At 65.2% G+C, this 20815-nt stretch carries 18 protein-coding genes and 1 riboswitch; of the genes, 8 read left to right on the top strand and 10 right to left on the bottom strand.

Annotation, left to right across the window (positions count from 1 at the left end; all coding sequences use genetic code 11):
* Nucleotides 1-15: 15 nt before the first annotated feature.
* From J2T47_RS14870 to gcvA, 3 genes are all read right to left on the bottom strand, one after another.
* Nucleotides 16-1023 carry an ABC transporter substrate-binding protein gene (locus tag J2T47_RS14870; protein ID WP_253448051.1) on the bottom strand — a complete coding sequence of 336 codons (1008 nt, stop codon included), beginning with the start codon at nt 1021-1023 and terminating at the stop codon, nt 16-18.
* Between the two features lie 194 nt (nt 1024-1217).
* The gene (locus J2T47_RS14865; protein WP_045215897.1) at nt 1218-1625 is read right to left on the bottom strand and encodes an acyl-CoA thioesterase; all 408 of its coding nucleotides are present in this window, start codon (nt 1623-1625) and stop codon (nt 1218-1220) included.
* Between the two features lie 105 nt (nt 1626-1730).
* A complete protein-coding gene (gene gcvA / locus J2T47_RS14860) occupies nt 1731-2639 on the bottom strand; it encodes a transcriptional regulator GcvA (protein WP_253448048.1) in 909 nt (302 codons plus the stop codon).
* Between the two features lie 228 nt (nt 2640-2867).
* Between gcvA and J2T47_RS14855 the strand changes: the two genes are divergently transcribed.
* The 6 genes from J2T47_RS14855 (at nt 2868) to J2T47_RS14830 (ending at nt 10998) form a co-directional block, all read left to right on the top strand.
* The gene (locus J2T47_RS14855) at nt 2868-4049 is read left to right on the top strand and encodes an acyl-CoA dehydrogenase (RefSeq protein WP_253448044.1); all 1182 of its coding nucleotides are present in this window, start codon (nt 2868-2870) and stop codon (nt 4047-4049) included.
* 124 nt (nt 4050-4173) lie between these two features.
* Entirely contained in the window at nt 4174-5397 is a 1224-nt protein-coding gene (locus tag J2T47_RS14850) for a CaiB/BaiF CoA transferase family protein (protein WP_253448041.1), read from the top strand.
* A 330-nt stretch (nt 5398-5727) separates the two neighbouring features.
* Nucleotides 5728-5840: riboswitch (S-adenosyl-L-homocysteine riboswitch) on the top strand.
* An 8-nt stretch (nt 5841-5848) separates the two neighbouring features.
* Nucleotides 5849-7255, top strand: coding sequence for an adenosylhomocysteinase (ahcY, locus tag J2T47_RS14845; RefSeq protein WP_253448037.1), 1407 nt, complete (start codon nt 5849-5851; stop codon nt 7253-7255).
* Nucleotides 7256-7313: 58 nt separating this feature from the next.
* The gene (locus tag J2T47_RS14840) at nt 7314-7844 is read left to right on the top strand and encodes an HD domain-containing protein (RefSeq protein ID WP_253448033.1); all 531 of its coding nucleotides are present in this window, start codon (nt 7314-7316) and stop codon (nt 7842-7844) included.
* 54 nt (nt 7845-7898) lie between these two features.
* Nucleotides 7899-8747: a methylenetetrahydrofolate reductase [NAD(P)H] gene (metF, locus tag J2T47_RS14835; RefSeq protein ID WP_081515389.1), complete on the top strand. Its 849-nt coding sequence runs from the start codon at nt 7899-7901 to the stop codon at nt 8745-8747.
* A gap of 154 nt (nt 8748-8901) precedes the next feature.
* On the top strand, nt 8902-10998 hold the full coding sequence (locus J2T47_RS14830) for a DEAD/DEAH box helicase (protein ID WP_253448030.1): 2097 nt from the start codon (nt 8902-8904) through the stop codon (nt 10996-10998).
* A 207-nt stretch (nt 10999-11205) separates the two neighbouring features.
* Here J2T47_RS14830 and J2T47_RS14825 read toward each other — a convergent pair whose 3' ends face one another.
* From J2T47_RS14825 to pip, 7 genes are all read right to left on the bottom strand, one after another.
* Complete coding sequence (locus tag J2T47_RS14825) at nt 11206-11940, bottom strand: amino acid ABC transporter ATP-binding protein (RefSeq protein ID WP_253448027.1); 735 nt, start codon at nt 11938-11940, stop codon at nt 11206-11208.
* A complete protein-coding gene (locus J2T47_RS14820; RefSeq protein WP_301295549.1) occupies nt 11933-12835 on the bottom strand; it encodes an amino acid ABC transporter permease in 903 nt (300 codons plus the stop codon). The genes J2T47_RS14825 and J2T47_RS14820 overlap by 8 nt, the downstream gene beginning before the upstream one ends.
* A 133-nt stretch (nt 12836-12968) precedes the next feature.
* A complete protein-coding gene (locus J2T47_RS14815) occupies nt 12969-13766 on the bottom strand; it encodes a transporter substrate-binding domain-containing protein (RefSeq protein ID WP_253448024.1) in 798 nt (265 codons plus the stop codon).
* Between the two features lie 223 nt (nt 13767-13989).
* Nucleotides 13990-16563, bottom strand: coding sequence for a glucans biosynthesis glucosyltransferase MdoH (mdoH, locus tag J2T47_RS14810; RefSeq protein ID WP_253448021.1), 2574 nt, complete (start codon nt 16561-16563; stop codon nt 13990-13992).
* Nucleotides 16556-18127: a glucan biosynthesis protein G gene (locus J2T47_RS14805; protein WP_437180981.1), complete on the bottom strand. Its 1572-nt coding sequence runs from the start codon at nt 18125-18127 to the stop codon at nt 16556-16558. The genes mdoH and J2T47_RS14805 overlap by 8 nt, the downstream gene beginning before the upstream one ends.
* Nucleotides 18128-18328: 201 nt before the next feature.
* A complete protein-coding gene (gene dtd, locus J2T47_RS14800) occupies nt 18329-18766 on the bottom strand; it encodes a D-aminoacyl-tRNA deacylase (RefSeq protein ID WP_253448018.1) in 438 nt (145 codons plus the stop codon).
* Complete coding sequence (gene pip / locus J2T47_RS14795) at nt 18763-19734, bottom strand: prolyl aminopeptidase (RefSeq protein ID WP_253448015.1); 972 nt, start codon at nt 19732-19734, stop codon at nt 18763-18765. The genes dtd and pip overlap by 4 nt, the downstream gene beginning before the upstream one ends.
* 178 nt (nt 19735-19912) lie before the next feature.
* On the opposite strand from pip, the gene J2T47_RS14790 reads away from it, so the two are divergent.
* Both J2T47_RS14790 and J2T47_RS14785 read left to right on the top strand, forming a co-directional pair.
* A complete protein-coding gene (locus J2T47_RS14790; RefSeq protein WP_253448012.1) occupies nt 19913-20341 on the top strand; it encodes a hypothetical protein in 429 nt (142 codons plus the stop codon).
* Nucleotides 20338-20814, top strand: a complete 477-nt coding sequence (locus tag J2T47_RS14785) for an NUDIX domain-containing protein (RefSeq protein WP_253448008.1) — start codon at nt 20338-20340, stop codon at nt 20812-20814. The genes J2T47_RS14790 and J2T47_RS14785 overlap by 4 nt, the downstream gene beginning before the upstream one ends.
* Nucleotide 20815 lies beyond the last annotated feature (1 nt).

Genomic DNA, 20815 nt, shown 5'->3' with positions numbered 1-20815 from the left:
CAATGAATCAGAGGATCAGAGCGCCTCGACGAAACGTGCGTCGATGGCCTGCGCCGGGGTGACCGGCTGCTGGAGAATGCCGGCTTCGCTGGCGGCCTTCTGGATGTGCTCGAAGGAGCCCTTCTGGAAGGCGCCCTTCAGCTCGGCCTGGTTTTCCTTCACCGAGTAGAAGTGCACGCCGTCGAAGGCGCTGGTCAACTCGGACTCGTCGGCGCCCACGCCCTTGGCGATGGCCGCGCGGCTTTCGGCATTCTTCTCGTTGAAGTGCTTGAGGCCGGCTTCCCAGCTCTTGATCAGCGCCAGCACCTGGCCGGGACGCTCCTTGAGGACTTCGTCACGGACCACGAACACGTCACTGATGATGCCCGGGTCATCCGAGCCCTTGTACAGCAGGTTGACCTTGGGGTTCTGCTGCTTGGCAGCGGACAGGTAGGGCTCGTAGGTCACGGCGGCCGGAACCTGGCCGGCGATCAGCGCACTGCCGGCGTTGGCGGCGGGCATCGGCACCGGCTGCACGTCGGCGATGTTCAGGCCGGCCTTGCGCAGGGCACTGTGCAGTAGGATGTCGCTGGTAGTGCCTTCTTCGTAGGCGACCTGCTTGCCCTTGAGGTCGGTCAGGGTCTTGATCGACGGATCGACGATCAGCGCGTCGGCGCTGGTGCTCTGGTCCAGCAGCAGGACGATCTTCACCGGCAGGCCGGCAGCGACCATGGCCATGGCCGTGTGCGTGGCGAGGTTGCCACCGTCGATCTGGCCGCTGGCCAGGGCGGCGTTCATGTCCTTGTCTTCGGTGAAGTTGACCAGCTCGACCTGTTCCAGGCCGTTGGCCTTGAAGGCGCCAGCCTGTTCGGCGACGTACCACTGGCCGTAGCCCAGCCAGGGCTGCATGCCCATCTTGAAGGTGCCGGCCTCGGGCTTGGTGTCGGCCTTGATCGCTGCGGCGTGCGCGGCGCCGGCCAGCAGCAGGCTGGCACAGGTGGCCAAGGCCAGTTGGCGCAGCGCGGATGCGAAGGTGGTGTGCATGGTCTCTCCCCGGTCATTGTTTTGCAGGCACTTTTGGAAGGTGCGTGTTCTGCTGATTCGGCGGGGAGCGTGCGTCGGCCCATGCCCGCCGTGGGCGGGCACAGGCTCACACTCAATCGACGCAAATGCAAAGGTTTTCGCCGCGGTTCGGCTTGGCTCCGGGCACGCTGGCAATCACCCTGGCGGATCAGCGGTCAGGGCTGGGGAATGGCATCGTCCTTGAACTGATCCTTGATATAGAGGATCTCGGTACGGCCGTGGGGCGCGGGCTGACCGTCCGGGCCGATGTTGACGAAGACCATCTTGTCGACCGTGAGGATGCTCTTGCGGGTGATCTTGTTGCGCACTTCGCAGGTAAGGGTGATCGAGGTGCGGCCGAACTCGGTGGCGGTGATGCCCAGCTCGATGATGTCGCCCTGGCGCGCCGAGCTGACGAAGTTGATCTCCGAGATGAACTTGGTCACCACGCGCTGGTTGCCCAGCTGGATGATGGCGTAGATCGCCGCTTCTTCGTCGATCCACTTCAGAAGACTGCCGCCGAACAGGGTGCCGTTCGGGTTGAGGTCTTCAGGCTTGACCCATTTGCGGGTATGGAAATTCATGGAAGCTCCTTCTTGGGAGGTTGCGCCTCGTGAGCGCGATGACGGGGAAAGCCCCGCCGGCTATGCAAGTCTGGACCCGGCCGGCGCCAGGCACCTTGCCATGGCTCAGCCGAGCCCGGCTTCGGCGCGATAACGGGCGGCTTCATCCACCAGCCAGTCGCGGAACGCGCCCAGGGTGGCCGATTCCACCTTGCGTTCGGGAATCATCAGGTAATAGGCGTTTTCGCTCAAATAGGCATGCTGCATCGGCACGATCAGCCGGCCGTCAGCCAGCTCCTGCTGGATCAGCATCGGCGGGATCAGCGCCACGCCCATGCCGTGCATCGCCGCCTGGGCGAGCATGGAGAACAGCTCGTAGCGGGTGCCACTCATGTCGTGCGCGATGCTCATGCCCAGCGAGCCGAACCACTGGCGCCAGGCATAGGGTCGGGTGGTCTGCTGCATCAGCGGCAGCTCGGCGATCTGCGCCGCGGACAACTCTCTCCGTCCGCCCAGCAGCTCGGGACTGCATACCGGCACCGGGTTCTCGTGCATGAGGAAGTTGGCCACCGTACCGGACCACACGCCATCGCCGAAATACAGCGCGGCGTCGAACTCGGTATCGGCGAAGAGGAACGGGCGGGTGCGGTTGGTCAGGTTGACCGTGACTTCCGGGTGCAGCCGCTTGAAGTCCTTCAGCCGCGGCAACAGCCACTGGGTGGCGAAGGTCGGCACCACCGCCAGCTCCAGCGTGCCGCCGCCCTGCTGGCCCATCACCGCCAGGGTGTCGCGCTCCACGGCGTCCAGGCGCTGGGCGACACGGCGGCTGTAGTTGAGCCCCGCCTCGGTCAGCTTCACCCCGCGCCGCGAGCGACGGAACAACTCGACGCCGAGGAATTCCTCCAGCGTGGCGATCTGCCGGCAGATCGCGCTCTGGGTCAGCGACAGTTCGTCGGCGGCCTTGGTGAAGCTTTCATGGCGGGCGGCGGATTCGAAGGCGACCAGCGCCGCGGTAGTCGGGATCTTGCGTCGCATCGAATGCCTCTTCGGAATATCGGGATGCGCAGGAAACGCCAGGAACGCCTGATATAGAGACTGAAGCGCAAGATAGCGCCGCAGCCAGGCGATCACGGAGTGACAAAATAGCACAACAGCGTGCGAATTAGTCGGTTGCCCGGCTTCCCGACGGCTGACTAGGATGGCCCACACCGAGCCCGCCTAGACTTGTGCGGGTCTTTCACTGTCTGCGTTCGAGGTTTCTCCATGGCGACCAAAGCAAGCTTCAACTGGGAAGATCCGCTGCTGCTGGATCAGCAACTCACCGAAGAAGAGCGCATGGTGCGCGACAGCGCCCAGCAGTTCGCCCAGGACAAGCTGGCCCCGCGCGTGCTGGAAGCCTTCCGCCATGAGCAGACGGACCCGGCGATCTTCCGCGAAATGGGCGAAACCGGCCTGCTCGGCGCGACCATCCCCGAACAGTACGGCGGCAGCGGCCTGAACTACGTGTGCTACGGCCTGATCGCCCGTGAAGTCGAGCGCATCGACTCCGGCTACCGCTCGATGATGAGCGTGCAGTCCTCCCTGGTAATGGTGCCGATCAACGAATTCGGCAACGAAGCCACCAAGCAGAAATACCTGCCGAAACTGGCCAGCGGCGAATACATCGGCTGCTTCGGCCTGACCGAGCCGGACCACGGTTCCGACCCGGGCTCGATGATCACCCGCGCCAAGAAAGTCGATGGCGGCTACCGCCTGACCGGCGCCAAGATGTGGATCACCAACAGCCCGATCGCCGACGTCTTCGTGGTCTGGGCCAAGGACGACGAAGGCCAGATCCGCGGCTTCGTCCTCGAAAAAGGCTGGGAAGGCCTGTCCGCCCCGGCGATCCACGGCAAGGTCGGCCTGCGCGCCTCGATCACCGGCGAGATCGTGATGAACAACGTGTTCTGCCCGGAAGAGAACGCCTTCCCGGACGTAAGCGGCCTGCGTGGCCCGTTCACCTGCCTGAACTCCGCCCGCTACGGCATCTCCTGGGGCGCCCTGGGTGCCGCCGAAGCCTGCTGGCACACCGCTCGCCAGTACACCCTGGACCGCAAGCAGTTCGGTCGCCCGCTGGCTGCCAACCAGCTGATCCAGAAGAAACTGGCCGACATGCAGACCGACATCACCCTCGCCCTGCAAGGCTGCCTGCGCCTGGGCCGGATGAAGGACGAAGGCACCGCCGCCGTCGAAATCACCTCGATCATGAAGCGCAACAGCTGCGGCAAGGCCCTGGACATCGCCCGTCTGGCCCGCGACATGCTCGGCGGCAACGGCATCTCCGACGAGTTCGGCGTCGCCCGTCACCTGGTCAACCTGGAAGTGGTGAACACCTACGAAGGCACCCACGACGTCCACGCGCTGATCCTCGGCCGCGCCCAGACCGGCATCCAGGCGTTCTTCTAAGCGCCTCGCGCCAGTTCCTTCGGAGCTGGCGCCCGTTTTACCTCTCGCCCGAGAGGCCCCGGGGAGGACCGGGGAGTCCCCGCACTGCGCCCTCCCCGCCCCTATCCAAGCTGCAGGTGATTGCATGTCCGGCGCCCTTTCGCACATCCGTGTCCTCGACCTCTCCCGCGTTCTCGCCGGCCCCTGGGCCGGGCAGATCCTCGCCGACCTCGGCGCGGAAGTGATCAAGATCGAGCGTCCCGGCAGCGGCGACGACACCCGCGCCTGGGGCCCGCCGTTCCTCAAGGACAGCGATGGCCGCGACACCAGCGAAGCGGCCTATTACCTGTCGGCGAACCGCAACAAGAAATCCCTGACCATCGACTTCACCCAGCCCGAGGGCCAGCGCCTGGTGCGCGAGCTCGCCGCCAAGGCCGACATCGTGCTGGAGAACTTCAAGGTCGGCGGCCTCAAGGCCTACGGCCTGGACTATGAGTCGCTGAAAGCCCTGAATCCGAAGCTGATCTACTGCTCGATCACCGGCTTCGGCCAGTTCGGCCCCTACGCCAAGCGCGCCGGCTACGACTTCATGATCCAGGGCCTGGGCGGCCTGATGAGCCTGACCGGCCGCTCCGACGCCGAGGAAGGCGCCGGCCCGGTGAAGGTCGGCGTGGCGCTGACCGACATCCTCACCGGTCTCTACTCGTCCACGGCGATCCTCGCCGCCCTCGCCCACCGCGACGTCAGCGGCATCGGCCAGCACATCGACATGGCGCTGCTGGACGTGCAGGTCGCCTGCCTGGCCAACCAGACCCTGAACTACCTGACCACCGGCAACCCGCCGCGTCGCCTGGGCAACGCGCACCCGAACATCGTGCCGTACCAGGACTTCCCGACCGCCGATGGCGACCTCATTCTCACCGTCGGCAACGACGGCCAGTTCCGCAAGTTCGCCGAGCTGGCGGGCCACCCGGAATGGGCCACCGACGAGCGTTTCGCCACCAACCAGGCGCGCGTGGCGCACCGCGAAGTGCTGATCCCGCTGATCCGCCAGTCCACCGTGATGCGCACCACTGCCGAATGGATCACGTTGCTGGAACAGGCCAGCGTACCCTGCGGCCCGATCAACGACCTGGCGCAGGTCTTCGCCGACCCACAGGTGATTGCCCGCGGCCTGCGCGTGGACCTGCCGCACCCGCTGGCCGGCAGCGTGCCGCAGGTGGCCAGCCCGATCCGCCTGTCCGAAACACCGGTGGAGTACCGCAACGCCCCGCCAACCCTCGGCCAGCACACCCAGGAAATCCTCGAAGGCGTGCTGGGCCTGGACCAGGCCGCCATCGGCAAGCTGCGCGACGACGGCGTGATCTGACGCCTTCTGCCGAACGATTAACCGCCCCGTAGGGCGAATAACGCCTCAGGCGTTATCCGCCGTATGTCGGCTCAAGCGCTAGGGCCGGCGGATAAAGCGCGCCGCTTTATGCGCCCTACGATCGACCATCGGCGCCCGCACGTGCGGGTGCCCCACGATCCCCGAACGACGCCCGCGTCAGGGTTTTCACGGCCCCTGGCGCGGGCGCGACGGGGATCCCGGCCGCGATCCGGTGCGCGGACGCGACCAAAAGCCTTTGGCTTGTCATGCACCATGGCTATAATCCGCGAGCTTCAATAACGGCCGGCGCTGCCCGGTCGTTCCCGCCACCTGTCCGAGGGGCGCTGCAGCAGGTCGATTCGCTTCGGCTTGTCAGGCTCGGACGGGGCGCGTCACGGTCGGCTGCCGCCGATCGCCAAACGCATCAACGGCGCCCATTCGCAGACAACGAATGGAGTTACACATGAGCGCTGCTTTTACTGACTACAAAGTCGCCGACATTTCCCTGGCCGCCTGGGGCCGCCGCGAGCTGATCATCGCCGAGTCCGAAATGCCGGCTCTGATGGGCCTGCGCCGCAAGTACGCCGCCAGCCAGCCGCTGAAAGGCGCGAAGATCCTCGGCTGCATCCACATGACCATCCAGACCGGCGTGCTGATCGAGACGCTCACCGCGCTCGGTGCAGAAGTCCGCTGGTCGTCCTGCAACATCTTCTCCACCCAGGACCAGGCCGCCGCCGCCATCGCCGCCGCCGGCATTCCGGTATTCGCCTGGAAAGGCGAGACCGAGCAGGAGTACGAGTGGTGCATCGAGCAGACCATCCTGAAAGATGGCCAGCCGTGGGACGCCAACATGGTGCTGGACGACGGCGGTGACCTGACCGAAATCCTGCACAAGAAATACCCGCAGATGCTCGAGCGCATCCACGGCGTCACCGAAGAGACCACCACCGGTGTGCACCGCCTGCTCGACATGCTCAAGGCCGGCACCCTGAAAGTCCCGGCGATCAACGTCAACGACGCGGTCACCAAGAGCAAGAACGACAACAAGTACGGCTGCCGTCACAGCCTGAACGACGCCATCAAGCGCGGCACCGACCACCTGCTGTCGGGCAAGCAGGCCCTGGTGATCGGCTACGGCGACGTGGGCAAGGGCTCCGCACAGTCCCTGCGTCAGGAAGGCATGATCGTCAAGGTCTCGGAAATCGACCCGATCTGCGCCATGCAGGCCTGCATGGACGGTTTCGAACTGGTCTCCCCCTACAAGAACGGCCTAAACGACGGCACCGAAGCCAGCGTTGATGCCGCCCTGCTGGGCAAGATCGACCTGATCGTCACCACCACCGGCAACGTCAACGTCTGCGACGCCGGCATGCTGAAAGCGCTGAAGAAGCGCGCCGTGGTGTGCAACATCGGTCACTTCGACAACGAGATCGACACGGCCTTCATGCGCAAGACCTGGGCCTGGGAAGAGGTCAAGCCGCAGGTGCACAAGATCCACCGCACCGGCGCCGGCGACTTCGATCCGGCCAACGACGACTACCTGATCCTGCTGGCCGAAGGCCGCCTGGTGAACCTGGGCAACGCCACCGGCCACCCGAGCCGCATCATGGACGGCTCCTTCGCCAACCAGGTGCTGGCGCAGATCTTCCTGTTCGAGCAGAAGTACGCCGACCTCTCCGCCGAGAAGAAAGCCGAGCGTCTGACCGTCGAAGTCCTGCCGAAGAAACTGGACGAAGAAGTGGCCCTGGAAATGGTCAAAGGCTTCGGGGGCGTGGTCACCCAGCTGACCCCGAAACAGGCCGAGTACATCGGCGTGACCGTGGAAGGCCCGTTCAAGCCGGACACCTACCGCTACTGATGTGCCAGGGGGCAGACGAGCAATCGTCTGCCCTCTTTGCCATCTGGAACACGACCGCATGGACCTGCAGGACAGCTACAACCAGGCCTGGCTCTTCGCCGCCGGCGCGCACGCCGGACAGACGCTGACCGCCTCACCCCTGCCCTATGCGGTTCACCTGGCGATGGTGGCCAATGAAGTCATGGCTGCCGACCGCGAAGCGCCTATCCAGCGCCTGGCGGAAACCGTCCAGGTTGCCCTGCTGCACGACGTGCTCGAAGACACCCCGGTGCCCATCGAGGAACTGCAGACGCATTTCGGCGAGTTCGTCGCCGACGGCGCCCAGCGCCTGAGCAAGGTGGTGAATGGCGAGAAGCTGCCATTCGACATCTACCTCGAAAGGCTGGCGACCGGCGCGCCGCAGTATGCGATCGTCAAGCTGTGCGACCGGATCACCAACCTGCAGCCGCCACCCTCGACCTGGGCGCGGAGCAAGATCGCCGAATACCATGTTCAGTCGCAGCGCATCCTGGCCGTCCTCGGCCATGCGCACGAGCCCAGCGCCCAGCGACTGCGCACGAAGATAGACCACTACCGCCGTTACTTCTGAAGTCGACGGCACATGCCGGCAGCCGCGCAACGACGCGGCGCCGAAGGAACGACCATGAGTCAGAAAGAACGCCGTTTCAGCTTCGAGTTCTTCCCCGCCAAGACCGAAGCCGGCCATGAAAAACTGCTGGCCACCGCGAGCCAGCTGGCCGCGAAAAAACCCGACTTCTTCTCCTGCACCTACGGTGCCGGCGGCTCCACCCGTGACCGCACCCTGACCACCGTGCTGCAGCTGGATGGTGAAGTGAAGGTGCCGACTGCCCCGCACCTGTCCTGCGTCGGCGATACCAAGCCCGAGCTGCGCGCCCTGCTGGCGCACTACAAGGACGCTGGCATTCGTCGCATCGTCGCCCTGCGCGGCGACCTGCCTTCGGGCATGGGCATGGCCAGCGGCGAGCTGCGCTACGCCAACGAACTGGTGGAATTCATCCGCGCCGAAACCGGCGACCACTTCCACATCGAAGTTGCCGCCTATCCGGAAGTTCACCCGCAAGCGCGTAATTTCGAGGATGATTTGGCGAATTTCGTGCGCAAGGTCAAAGCCGGCGCCGACTCTGCCATCACACAATACTTCTTCAACGCCGACAGCTACTTCCATTTTGTCGAGCGTGCGGAGAAACTCGGTGTCAGCATTCCGGTCGTACCGGGTATCATGCCGATCACCAACTACACCAAACTGGCCCGCTTCTCCGACGCCTGTGGCGCGGAAATCCCCCGTTGGATTCGCAAGCAGCTGGAAGCCTACGGCGACGACATCGCCAGCATCCAGGCCTTTGGTGAGCAGGTCATCACCGACATGTGCGAACGCCTCCTCGAAGGCGGCGCACCCGGTCTGCATTTCTACACCCTGAACCAGGCTGAACCCAGCCTGGCGCTCTGGAACAACCTCAAGCTCCCCCGCTGAGGATCATTGCTCCGGGCTTACCGTCCGCGATCCCGGCCAGCGCAACGCCGGCGTATCGTGGACGGGGTGCTTCCAGCCATCGGCTGAGCGCTCGCCCCGAGCCTGAAATCACGCGCCCTCGAGCCGGCAGGTCGCCGGCCTACAGGAACCCCGCATGTCCTTTACTTCCCTCGGTCTCTCCGAGGCCCTGGCTGGCGCCGTTGAAGCCGCCGGCTACGCGCGCCCCACTCCCGTTCAGGAACGCGCCATCCCCGCCGTACTACAAGGCCGCGACCTCATGGTTGCCGCCCAGACCGGCACCGGCAAGACCGGCGGCTTCGCCCTCCCGGTGCTCGAACGCCTGTTCCCCGAAGGCCACCCGGATCGCGAACACCGCCATGGCCCGCGCCAGGCCCGCGTCCTGGTACTGACCCCGACCCGCGAGCTGGCTGCCCAGGTGCACGACAGCTTCAAGGTCTACGCCCGTGACCTGCCGCTGAAAAGCGCCTGCATCTTCGGCGGCGTCGGCATGAATCCGCAGGTGCAGGCGATGTCCAAGGGCGTCGACGTCCTGGTCGCCTGCCCCGGCCGCCTGCTCGACCTGATCGGTCAGGGCAGCGTCGACCTGTCCCGCGTGGAAATCCTCGTCCTCGACGAAGCCGATCGCATGCTCGACATGGGCTTCATCCACGACGTGAAGAAGGTCCTCGCCAAGCTTCCGGCCAAGCGCCAGAACCTGCTGTTCTCGGCGACCTTCTCGAAAGACATCATCGACCTCACCAACAAGCTCCTGCACAACCCGGAGCGCATCGAGGTCACCCCGCCGAACACCACCGTCGAGCGTATCGAGCAGCGTGTGTTCCGCATTCCGTCGGTACAGAAGCGCGCACTGCTGGCACACCTGGTGACCATGGGCGCCTGGGAACAGGTGCTGGTGTTCACCCGCACCAAGCACGGCGCCAACCGCCTCGCCGAATACCTGACCAAGCACGGCCTGCCGGCCGCCGCGATCCACGGCAACAAGAGCCAGAACGCGCGCACCAAGGCCCTGGCCGACTTCAAGGCCAACGACGTGCGCATCCTGGTCGCCACCGACATCGCCGCTCGCGGCCTGGACATCGACCAGCTGCCCCATGTGGTCAACTACGAGCTGCCCAACGTCGAGGAAGACTACGTCCACCGCATCGGCCGTACCGGCCGCGCCGGTCGCACCGGTGAAGCCATCTCGCTGGTGGCCCCGGACGAGGACAAGCTGCTCAAGGCCATCGAGCGCCTGACCAAGCAGCGCATCCCCGATGGCGACATGCTGGGCTTCGACCCCGATACCGTGCTGCCGGAAGTCCAGCAGCCCGAGCCGAAGGAAGCCCCCCAGCGCCAGCCGCGCAAGGACAAGGCCAAGCGCGGCGAGCGCAAGGACCGCAACAAGGACAAGCCGCAACAGCCGCAGACCGAGGAGCAGCAGAGCGCCGCTGCCAGCGCTGAAGGCGAAGGTGCCGAGGGCGACAAGCCCGCCGGCAAGCGCCGCCGTCGTGGCGGTCGTGGCAAGAAGAAGGGCGACGGCCAGGGCGGCGACGCTCAGCCCAATGCCAATGCCCAGGCTCGTGAGCCGCGCGAACCGCGCGAGCCCCGTCAACCGCGCCAGCCCCGCCAGCAGCAGGACCAGCAGGGCCAGGGCCGCCAGCAGCAGGCCAAGCCGGCGCGCGCGCCGAAAGCCGTTGATGGTAATCGCGATCCGGAAGAATTCCTCGACGACGACTTCGACAACTTCGGCAACCGCGCCGACTACGTCAGCCCCTACCCGGACAAGGACCAGCAACGTGGCCAGCGCCGCCGTGGCGGTCAGGGTCAGGGCCAGGCTCAGGGCCAGAACCAGGGTCAGGGCCAGCAGCGCGCTCGCGGCCAGGGTGGTCAGGGCGGCGGCCAGGGCGGAAGCGGTCAAGGCCGCAGCCAGGGTCAAGGCCAGGGCCAGGGTCGTGCCGCCAAGAAGCCTAACGGCGCCGGTCGCAGCCAGGGCAGTAACGGCCAGGGCAAGCAGGGCCAGGGTCAAGGCCAGCGCAAGCGCGGTGGCAAGGCTCCGGCCTCGCGCATGAACGACGCCCCGCTGCGCGAGCCGAGCGAGTACGGCGCTGCCAAGCCGACCCGCCAGCCGGTGGTGATCAACAAGCGCGACCTGGTCCGCACCGATCGCTTCCCGACGCCGGAGCAGCTGGAAGAGCTGGAACCGCGCCGCAAGACCGAGCGTCCCGCGCTGCTGACCCGCAACCGCGAGTGATGCTGTAGAAGAAACCGCCCCCCGGGGCGGTTTCTTTTTGCCTGGGATTTGAGGGATCGCCAGCGAGCGCCGAAGCGATTTTCGTAGGAGCGAGCTTGCTCGCGAACAGAGTTCGCAGCGGGGTTTGTTCGCGAGCAAGCTCGCTCCTACAAGATCACGGGCACAAAAAAGCCGCCCGAAGGCGGCTTTTTCACCGAGGCAAAAGCCTCACAGCACCTGCCGCAGGAAGGTCTGCGCACGCGCATCCCTGGGCTGGGCGAAGAACTCCGCCGGAGCGGCGTCCTCCAGCAGCTTGCCGTGATCGAAGAACAGCACGCGATCCGCCACTTCACGGGCGAAGCCCATCTCGTGGGTCACGCAGACCATGGTCATGCCTTCCACGGCCAGGGTCTTCATCACGTCCAGCACCTCGCCGACCATCTCCGGGTCGAGCGCCGAGGTGGGCTCGTCGAACAGCATCACTTTCGGCTCCATGCACAGCGCACGGGCAATCGCCACCCGCTGCTGCTGGCCGCCGGAAAGGCGTGACGGGTATTCGTTGGCCTTCTGGCCGATGCCGACCTTTTCCAGCAGTGCACGGGCCTTGGCCTCGCGCTCGGCCTTGCCGCGCTTGCGCACAACTTTTTGCGCGAGGCACAGGTTCTCCAGCACGGTCATGTGCGGGAACAGGTTGAAGTGCTGGAACACCATGCCGACTTCGCGGCGGTAGGCGTTGATGTCGGTCTTCGGGTTGGCGAGGTCGACGCCGTCGATGCTCACCGAGCCGGAGTCGAACTCTTCCAGGCCGTTCAGGCAGCGCAGGAAGGTGGACTTGCCCGAGCCGGACGGGCCGATCACCACCACCACTTCGCCGCGGGCGACGCCAGTGCTGACGTCATCCACCGCGCGCACGACCAGCCCGCGGGTGTCGTAGACCTTGGTCAGATTACGGACTTCAATCACTTTGGCCGAGCCTCCGCTCCAGGCGCCCCGCCAGATGCGACAGCGGCAGGTTGATCACGAGGTAGAGCGCGGCGACGCAGAACCAGATCTCGAAGGTGGAGAACGAGGTGGTGATCGCCTCGCGGCCGCTCTTGGTCAGCTCGGTGATGGCAATCACCGAGACCAGGGAAGTGTCCTTGACCAGGCTGATGAACTGCCCGGCCAGCGGCGGCAGTACGCGCTTGAAGGCCTGCGGCAGGATTACATGGCGCATCGACTGCGCAGCGTTCAGGCCCAGGGAGCGCGCGGCTTCATCCTGGCCGCGGGCGATGGACTGCACACCGGCGCGGACGATCTCGGCCACATAGGCGCCAGTGAACAGCGCCAGCGCCGCCACCCCGGCGAACTCGCGGGAGAGGTTCAGCACGGTGCCGATGAAGAAGTAGAAGATGAAGATCTGCACCAGCAGCGGCGTGCCGCGCACCAGTTCGACGTAGAGGGTCGAGAGGTCGTGCAGGGTCGGGTTCTTCGACAGGCGGCAGAGACCGGTGAACAGGCCGATGAACAGGCCGAACGCGCCGGAGACGAAGGAGATCCATACCGTGGTCCACAAGCCCCAGGCCAGCGGACCGGCGGCCCAGTGGCGGGTCGAGCCGACCACATCGCCTTCGGCGACATCGTCGTTCTCGGAGAACTGCAGACTGTCGGCGGCCACGGTCAGCACCTGCTGCTTGCCGTCCTCGTCCACCAGGGTGACGCGGGCGTTGCCGCCCTGATCCTCGATCTTCTCCACCCGCGAGACGTTGTCCGCCCGCAACGGTTCTTCGGCCTGGTAGGCGAAGTACTGCGGGACGCGATTCCAGCGCCACTCGTAGGAGATCAGCGAAGTGGAGTACCAGAGGGCCAGGCCGATCATCAGCAGGATCAGTCCGGTCAGCCCGTGCCAGGGCCAGGTTGCGCGTTTCGTTCTAGCCACGAATCTCTACCGTGAAAATGCGAACGCGCAGGCTTGTGGCCTGCGCGTCGGGTCGACTTGCGTCAGACGTGGATTATTCCATGTCCTTGAGCCAGTCGGTGTTCTTGAACCACTTGTCATGCAGACGATCGTAGGTGCCGTCTTCACGGATCTGCTTGAGGAAGTTGTTGATGAAGTTGATCGAGTCGTAGTCGCCCTTCTTCAGACCGAAGGCCAGCGGCTCGTAGGTGAACGGCTGGTCCAGGTGCACCAGCTTGCCGGCGCCGAACTTGCTCACGCCGACGACGTTGTAGGGCGAGTCGTAGATGAAGGCGTCGGCCTTGCCGTTGACCACGTCCATGACCGCTTCGGGCTCGTTGTCGAAACCGTGGTACTGGGCCTTGGACAGTTGCTTCTTGGCGACGAACTCACCGGTGGTGCCGATCTTCGAGGTGATGCGGTACTTCGCATCGTTCAGGTCCTTGTAGGACTTGATCTCGCCTTCCAGCTCCTTGCGGATCAGCAGGGTCTGGCCAACCACGATGAAGGGGTCGGAGAAGTTCAGGCGCAGGTTGCGTTCCTGGGTCAGGGTCATGCCCGAGCCGATCATGTCGAACTTGTCGGTGAGCAGAGCCGGGATGATGCCGTCGTAACCGGTGGAGACCAGCTCCAGCTTGACGTTCATGGACTTGGCCATGGCTTTGAGCAGGTCCACTTCGAAGCCGACGATCTGACCGCGCTTGTTGGTCATCTCGAACGGCATGTAGGTCGGGTCCATGCCCACGCGCAGGGTGCCGCGCTTGGCCGCTTCATCGATGGCGCCGGCCTGAGCCGCGCTGACGCTGACCAGGGCGCAGACGCCCATCACCAGCGATGCCAGGTACTTTTTCATCCCCATACTCCCAAGCAAGTGAAAGAACTTCTTGTTTTTTCCAGCGATCGAATCGCGCGCGCCCAGGCATGCCGGGCACAGAAGGGTGCGAAGCGTACCCCATGCGGCGGATATCTCAATCTTTTCTGGATAGCTGGCGAAGGGTACCAGCAGCGGTGCGCGGGGAAAACAGGCGAAACCGCCACGCCTCCCTCGCCCCGGGCGGGACGAGGGAGGCGCCGGGTCAGGATTGCGCGGCGGGCAGCGCCATGGCGCCCTGCTCCGCGACCGGAGCCAGGGGCACGGCCGGGGCATGGGCATCGGCCTGCAGCGATTGCCGCCAGGGGCCGATCCATTGCTCCTTGTCACCCTGCCAGAGCGCCAGGTGCAGGCGCGACAGCGCCACCGGGTCGCTCAGCAGCGCCAGACGACGGTTGCCGTCGAGCTGCTCGGGGCCGGCTTCCAGCGCCTTCTCGACCAGCGCAGTGCGGGTCGCTTCGATGGCGGCGGACTGGCCGTGGCGGGCAGTGCCCATGGCGCAGGCCAGCGCGTTCAGCACCGGGTCGACGGCGGAACGGACGAAGCCGTCCTTCAGCGCCTGCCAGCGGTTCTGGTAGGTGTACTCGTCGGTGGCACGCAGCTCGCGGGGAGTGTCGTATTCCTCGGGGATGAGGAACAGCTTCTCGTCACGCGAGGCCAGGCCCAGCTTGACCCGGCTGCTGATCACCGAGACCGGGATCGACAGCATCAGGGCGCCGACAATGGGCGAAAGCCACCACAGGAAGCGCGGGTTCAGCCAGGCCACCAGCAGCGCCCAGCACAGGCCCAGCAGGGTCTGCAGGCCATGGCGGCGGATCGCCTCGCTCCACGGGGTATCGTCGTCGTCTCGCTGCGGCGACTTCCACTGGGCTTCCCAGCCGAGGAACGCGGCCAGCACGAAACGGGTGTGGAAGAGCATGCGTACCGGGGCGAGCAGTACGGAGAAGAACATCTCCAGGAGCATGCTCATGGTCACCTTGATCACACCGCCGTAGCCCTTGGCGCCCTTGGCCCAGATCAGCATGACGCTGAGCAGCTTGGGCAGGAACAGCAGGGTCAGGGTGGTGGAGAACAGGGCGATGGCCTTTTCCGGGTGCCACTGCGGCCAGATCGGGAACAGCTGACGCGGCTCCAGGAAGTACTGCGGCTCCATCAGCTGGTGCACCGCCAGCAGCGCGGTGGACAGCACCAGGAAGAAGAACCACAACGGCGCCGACAGGTAGGACATCACGCCGGTGAGGAACACCGCGCGGTGCACCGGGTGCATGCCCTTGACCAGGAACAGGCGGAAGTTCATCAGGTTGCCGTGGCACCAGCGGCGGTCGCGCTTGAGCTCGTCCAGCAGGTTGGGCGGCAATTCCTCGTAGCTGCCTTCCAGGTCGTAGGCGATCCACACGCCCCAGCCGGCGCGGCGCATCAGCGCGGCTTCGACGAAGTCGTGGGAGAGGATCGCGCCAGCGAAGGAACCCTTGCCCGGCAACGGCGCCAGGGCGCAGTGCTCGATGAAGGGTTTCACCCGGATGATCGCGTTGTGGCCCCAGTAGTGGGATTCGCCCAGCTGCCAGAAGTGCAGGCCGGCGGTGAACAGCGGGCCGTAGACACGGGTAGCGAACTGCTGCATGCGCGCATAGAGGGTGTCCATGCCCGACGCCTTGGGCGCGGTCTGGATGATGCCGGCCTCGGGATTGGCCTCCATCAGGCGCACCAGCTTGGTCAGGCAGTCGCCGCTCATCACGCTGTCGGCGTCCATGACGACCATGTACTTGTACTGGCCGCCCCAGCGACGGCAGAAGTCGTCGATGTTGCCGCTCTTGCGCTTCACCCGGCGCCGGCGGCGGCGGTAGAAGATGCGACCGAAGCCCAGGGCTTCCTTGCACAGCTCGATCCAGGCCTTTTCTTCGGCCATGGCGATGTCGGGCTGGTTGGTGTCGCTGAGCACGAAGAAGTCGAAGCGATCCAGCTCGCCGCTGGCCGCCACCGATTCGTAGGTCGCCCGCAGGCCGGCGAAGACGCGCGGGACGTCCTCGTTGCAGATCGGCATGACGATGGCGGTGCGGGCGTCAGCGGCAATCGGCTCGCTGCCCGCGCTGCTACCGGAGATACGGTAGCGGTCGCGGCCGGTGAGCAGTTCCCAGAAGCCCATCAGGGCAGTCCAGAAGCCTGCCGAGACCCAGCAGAAGAGGATCGCGAAGAGCGCCAGCACGCCGAACTGGATGGCATAGGGCAGCACCTGTTCCAGGGTCTGCAGGAAGGTCTGGCGGTTGATCTCTTCGAGGTCGACGAAGGCCCAGCCCTGGTAGGGCAGGATGCCTTTCATGTAATAGGTGGCGACGCTGGTCTGGCCGAGCATGAGCAGGACCAGGATGAACCGGCGCAGCGAGCCGACGCGCTGCCAGCGGGCCTTGGGCAGGTCGCGGGAAGGCTTGGCCGGGTTGCTGCGTCCGGTCAGGCGGCGCCAGCCGCGCATGATCGGGTTGGTGCGCCAGGGTTCGGGGATCACCTTGGTGCGCTGGATCGGCGGCGCGGCCTTGAGGTAGGTGCGGCCGTTGTCGTCCATGCCCAGCATCTGCGCATCGTCGAGGTCCTGGCCGTAGCCGTGGCGCAGACGCGCACCGACCGAAGCCAGTGCAGCGTCGTCAGCATCGACGTCGCCAGCGAGCTGCTCGTGCAGCTCGCTGATGGAACCGGCCTTGGCCAGCCGCTCACGCTCCTGCGCCGACAGGGGCAGGTGCGCGAGATAATCGGCCACCGGCGCGGTGGTAGCGGTGGAGTTATTCATCGGCAGGCAGCTGGTAGCTCCAGGTTTCGGAAATGGTCTGGCCACCGTTCACCAGGGCAGCGCGCATTTCCGTCGGCTTCTTCGGATCCTTGACCTTGATCCGCAGGGTCAGACGCCAGCCCTGGGTCACCGCGTTGTAGCGCAGGGTATTTTCCTTCACTTCGGCGTTGTCGTCAGTGCTCACCTGGGTGCTCACCGGGGCATCTCCGGCCAGTGCCTTGAGGGTCGGGCCGACGAAGTCGACGACCAGGGCAACGCTGCCATCCGGCTGGCGGATCAGGTTCTTCTGCTTCACGTCCCCGACCGAGCGCAGGGTCTGCATGACCCAGGCGTTCTTCGGATCGTGCAGGGCCTGCTCGTCCTTGGTCCAGCGCATGCGGTAGGCGAAGTCCAGCGGCTCACCGACTTCCGGGCGCTTCTCGGGGTTCCAGAAGGCGACGATGTTGTCGTTGGTCTCGTCCGGGGTCGGGATCTCCACCAGCTCGATGGTGCCCTTGCCCCAGTCGCCCTGCGGCTCGACCCAGGCGGACGGACGCAGGTCGTAGCGATCGTCGAGGTCTTCGTAGCGGGAGAACTCGCGACCGCGCTGCAGCAGACCGAAGCCTTTCGGATTCTCGACGCTGTAGGCGCTGACGGACAGGTGTTTCGGGTTGTTCAGCGGGCGCCAGATCCACTCGTCGTTGCCAGCATGGATCTGCAGGCCGGTGGAGTCATGCAGCTCCGGACGGAAGTTGTGCTCCGACGACGGTTGGTTGGAGCCGAACAGGAACATGCTGGTCAGCGGCGCCAGGCCCAGCTTGGAAACCTTGTTGTCGCGCAGGAACACGCGAGCCTTCACATCGACCACGGTGTCGTTGCCCGGACGGATGGTGAAGCGGTACGCGCCGGTCGCACGGGGCGAATCCAGCAGCGCGAAGATCACCAGGTGCTTGTCCTTGGGCTTGGGCTTCTCGATCCAGAACTCGCGGAAACGCGGGAATTCCTCACCCGACGGCAGCGCGGTATCCAGCGCCAGGCCACGGGCGGACAGGCCCCACCACTGGTCCTTGCCGATGATGCGGAAGTAGCTCGCACCCAGGAAGGTGGCGATCTCGTCCTGCTTGTCGGCGGAATTGATCGGGTACAGCAGGCGGAAGCCGGCGTAGCCCAGATCCTTGGTGGCATTGGCGTCGAATTTCAGCGAACCGAAGTCGAAACGGGAGGGATCGTACTTGATCTCCTTGACGTCGGTCGCCGTGACTTCGTTGATCTTCACCGGGGTGTCGAAATGCATGCCCTGGTGATAGAAGCTGATCTTGAAGGGGGTCTTCTCGTCGGCCCAGTAGGCCTTCTCGTTACGGAAGCGAATCTGCTGGTAATCGGCGAACTTCATTTCGCTGAATTCCGATGGCAGGTTGCTCGTCGGTGCGCTGTACTTCTCTGCAGCCAGCGCCTTGGCCTTTTCGCCAACGTCGTCGAGATTGAAGGCCCAGGCATGGGTAGCGCTCAACGCCAACAGGGCGGAGCCGACCAGTCCGCGAAGGATTTGGCGCGAAAGCGGTTGTTGAACGGAACGGAAAATCACGAGTCCCCCTCGTCCGTGAACACAAAACGATTAAAGCCAGCAAAGGCGATGCCAATCTGCTGGCGATTGAATTCCGACCCCGTTGAGCCTGAATGATTCCCCGATTTTTTCCACGGGTACTTCGGGCTCCCGGAGGCGCATTGTTCTAAGTGCATAAGCCCTAACCATCATCCCACGGCGATATGACAAGCTGCCGCGCGTTCAAGCCTCCAGTAGAAAGGTCACCGGACCGTCATTGACCAGGTGGACCTGCATGTTGGCGCCAAAACGGCCAGTGGCGACCAGCGGATGACGCTCTCGCGCCTGCTCCACGAGTAGATCGAACAACGCGGCGCCCTTTTCAGGTGGCGCCGCGCTGGAAAAGCTCGGTCGCAGCCCCTTTCGGGTATCCGCGGCCAGGGTGAACTGCGAGACCAGCAGCAGACCGCCGCCGACATCGCTCAATGAAAGGTTCATTTTACCTTCATCGTCGCCAAACACTCGATAGTTAAGCAGCTTGTGCAACAAACGGTTCACTGACTCCTGATCATCCTGGGGTTCGACCCCCACCAGGGCCAGCAGCCCGTGGTCGATGGCGCCGACGATTTCGCCGTCCACCTCGACGCGGGCGCCACGCACCCGCTGGATCAGACCCTTCATTCAGCCTCCGGCGGCAGGTTCAGCAGGCGCCGGCCGATCTCGTTGGTGGCGCGCACCAGCGCATCGGTAATGCCCGGCTCACCGGCCACGTGGCCGGCGTCGCGGACGATCTGCAGCTCGCTGTTGGGCCAGGCCTTGTGCAGCGCCCAGGCATTGTCCAGCGGGCAGACCACGTCATAGCGGCCGTGGACGATCACGCCCGGCAGGTGGGCGATCTTGTGCATGTCGCGCAGCAGCTGGTCGGGCTCGAGGAAGCCGTCGTTGACGAAATAGTGATTCTCGATGCGGGCGATGGACAGCGAGCGGTGCGGGTCGGCGAAGCGCTCGACCACCGCCGGGTTCGGCCTCAGCGTGGCCGTGCGGCCTTCCCAGGTGGACCAGGCACGGGCGGCGTGCATCTGGGCGATCTGGTCCGGGCCGGTCAGGCGGCGATGGAAGGCCTGCAGCAGGTCGTCGTGCTCGTCGGCAGGAATCGGCGCCAGGTAGTCTTCCCAGTAATCGGGGAACAGGCGGCTCGCGCCCTCCTGGTAGAACCAGCGGATTTCCTGCGGGCGGCAGAGGAAGATGCCGCGCACGATCAGCGCCAGCACGCGCTCGGGATGGCTCTGGGCGTAGGCCAGCGACAGGGTCGAGCCCCAGGAGCCGCCGAACAGTACCCACTTGTCGATGCCCAGGTGCTCGCGGATGAGTTCGATATCCTGCACCAGGTGCCAGGTGGTGTTGTTCTCCAGGCTGGCGTAGGGCGTGGAGCGGCCGCAGCCGCGCTGGTCGAAGGTGACGATGCGGTAGATATTGGGATCGAAGAAGCGCCGCGACATGGCATCGCAACCGGAGCCCGGGCCACCATGGATGAACAGAACCGGCAATCCGTCGGGCGTGCCGCTTTCGTCCACATAGAGGACATGCGGCTCCTCGACGGCCAGTTCATGGCGCGCGTAGGGCTTGATTTCCGGATACAAAGTTTGCATGGCTCGCTCCTGGATCAATGCGTACGGTCGCTCCGGACCAGTAACCATCCTAGGGCCTGTCGCCACCTAATAGAAAGTCGCGTTACCGCGGCGCGACTTCCATCAACAGTCTTCGGCCCCCACGGTGTCGGGCATGATACTCGGGCCAGCGAAAAACCGATAAGGGAGTTAGTGAGCCATGCCACGGAAGTTGTTTCTTTCTCTGTTCCTGCTGCTGTTCGCCTTGAGCGGTTGTGGCCGGGACGATCCGCGCGCGCAACTGGACGCCGCCGTCAAGCAGTTGCAGGACAACCTCGAAGCCAAGAATAGCGGGGCCGTGCTCGATCAGCTGGCCGGTGACTTTCGCGCCAACGGCGAGCTCGATCGCGACTGGGCCAAGCGCACCATGACGCTGCTGTTCCTGCGTCACCAGCAGGTCAAGGTGATCCTGCTCAGCAGCGAGAACAGCATCGACCCGACCTATGCCAACCGCGGCCACACCGACGCGCAGGTCGCCCTCACCGGCGCCGAGAACCTCATCCCCGACAGCGCCGGGCACTATTCCGTGAAGCTGGAATGGTGGCGCGACGGCTCCGAGTGGAAACTGGCGAGGCTCGACTGGCAATGACTTCTCCCCTGCAACACCGCATTCGCGCCGCTGGTCTGCTTTTGCGTAACGATGAAATCCTGCTGGTGCGCCACGAGGTAGCCGGAGACGTGTACTGGATTCCGCCGGGCGGCGGATTCGAATCGGACAAGGACGAGTCGACCCGCGACACCGTGCGCCGCGAGTGCCGGGAGGAAACCGGGCTGGCAGTGGAAGTCGGTCCGCTGGTCTATGTGCGCGAGTTCGCCGAGCCGGCGGCCGGGCGCTTCCACATGGAACTGTTCTATCGCGTGGATGCCTGGGATGGCCGGGTCAGTCTGGACAACCTGCGCGGCCTGGGCGGCGACGAATTCGACATCCGCGAAGTCGCCTGGGTACCGCGCCAGGAACTGCCGCGCCTGCCCTCCTACTACCCCGGCGAATTGCTCGACGACGTCTGGGAGCGCCTGGCCGAGGCGCAGCCGCTGATCCGCCACCTCGGCCTGCAGCGCTAGG

It is taken from the genome of Pseudomonas nitroreducens (genome assembly GCF_024170165.1).
GTDB lineage: Bacteria > Pseudomonadota > Gammaproteobacteria > Pseudomonadales > Pseudomonadaceae > Pseudomonas > Pseudomonas nitroreducens_C.
The sequence above is the reverse complement of the archived record's forward strand: the minus strand, read 5'-3'. Positions and strand labels throughout refer to the sequence as shown.

Coding starts and splice junctions, on each gene's coding strand:
- J2T47_RS14870 (WP_253448051.1), bottom strand. CDS start 1,023: ATGCACACCACCTTCGCATCCGCGCTGCGCCAACTGGCCTTGGCCACC.
- J2T47_RS14865 (WP_045215897.1), bottom strand. CDS start 1,625: ATGAATTTCCATACCCGCAAATGGGTCAAGCCTGAAGACCTCAACCCG.
- gcvA (WP_253448048.1), bottom strand. CDS start 2,639: ATGCGACGCAAGATCCCGACTACCGCGGCGCTGGTCGCCTTCGAATCC.
- J2T47_RS14855 (WP_253448044.1), top strand. CDS start 2,868: ATGGCGACCAAAGCAAGCTTCAACTGGGAAGATCCGCTGCTGCTGGAT.
- J2T47_RS14850 (WP_253448041.1), top strand. CDS start 4,174: ATGTCCGGCGCCCTTTCGCACATCCGTGTCCTCGACCTCTCCCGCGTT.
- ahcY (WP_253448037.1), top strand. CDS start 5,849: ATGGAGTTACACATGAGCGCTGCTTTTACTGACTACAAAGTCGCCGAC.
- J2T47_RS14840 (WP_253448033.1), top strand. CDS start 7,314: ATGGACCTGCAGGACAGCTACAACCAGGCCTGGCTCTTCGCCGCCGGC.
- metF (WP_081515389.1), top strand. CDS start 7,899: ATGAGTCAGAAAGAACGCCGTTTCAGCTTCGAGTTCTTCCCCGCCAAG.
- J2T47_RS14830 (WP_253448030.1), top strand. CDS start 8,902: ATGTCCTTTACTTCCCTCGGTCTCTCCGAGGCCCTGGCTGGCGCCGTT.
- J2T47_RS14820 (WP_301295549.1), bottom strand. CDS start 12,835: ATGATCGGCCTGGCCCTCTGGTACTCCACTTCGCTGATCTCCTACGAG.
- J2T47_RS14815 (WP_253448024.1), bottom strand. CDS start 13,766: ATGAAAAAGTACCTGGCATCGCTGGTGATGGGCGTCTGCGCCCTGGTC.
- mdoH (WP_253448021.1), bottom strand. CDS start 16,563: ATGAATAACTCCACCGCTACCACCGCGCCGGTGGCCGATTATCTCGCG.
- dtd (WP_253448018.1), bottom strand. CDS start 18,766: ATGAAGGGTCTGATCCAGCGGGTGCGTGGCGCCCGCGTCGAGGTGGAC.
- pip (WP_253448015.1), bottom strand. CDS start 19,734: ATGCAAACTTTGTATCCGGAAATCAAGCCCTACGCGCGCCATGAACTG.
- J2T47_RS14790 (WP_253448012.1), top strand. CDS start 19,913: ATGCCACGGAAGTTGTTTCTTTCTCTGTTCCTGCTGCTGTTCGCCTTG.
- J2T47_RS14785 (WP_253448008.1), top strand. CDS start 20,338: ATGACTTCTCCCCTGCAACACCGCATTCGCGCCGCTGGTCTGCTTTTG.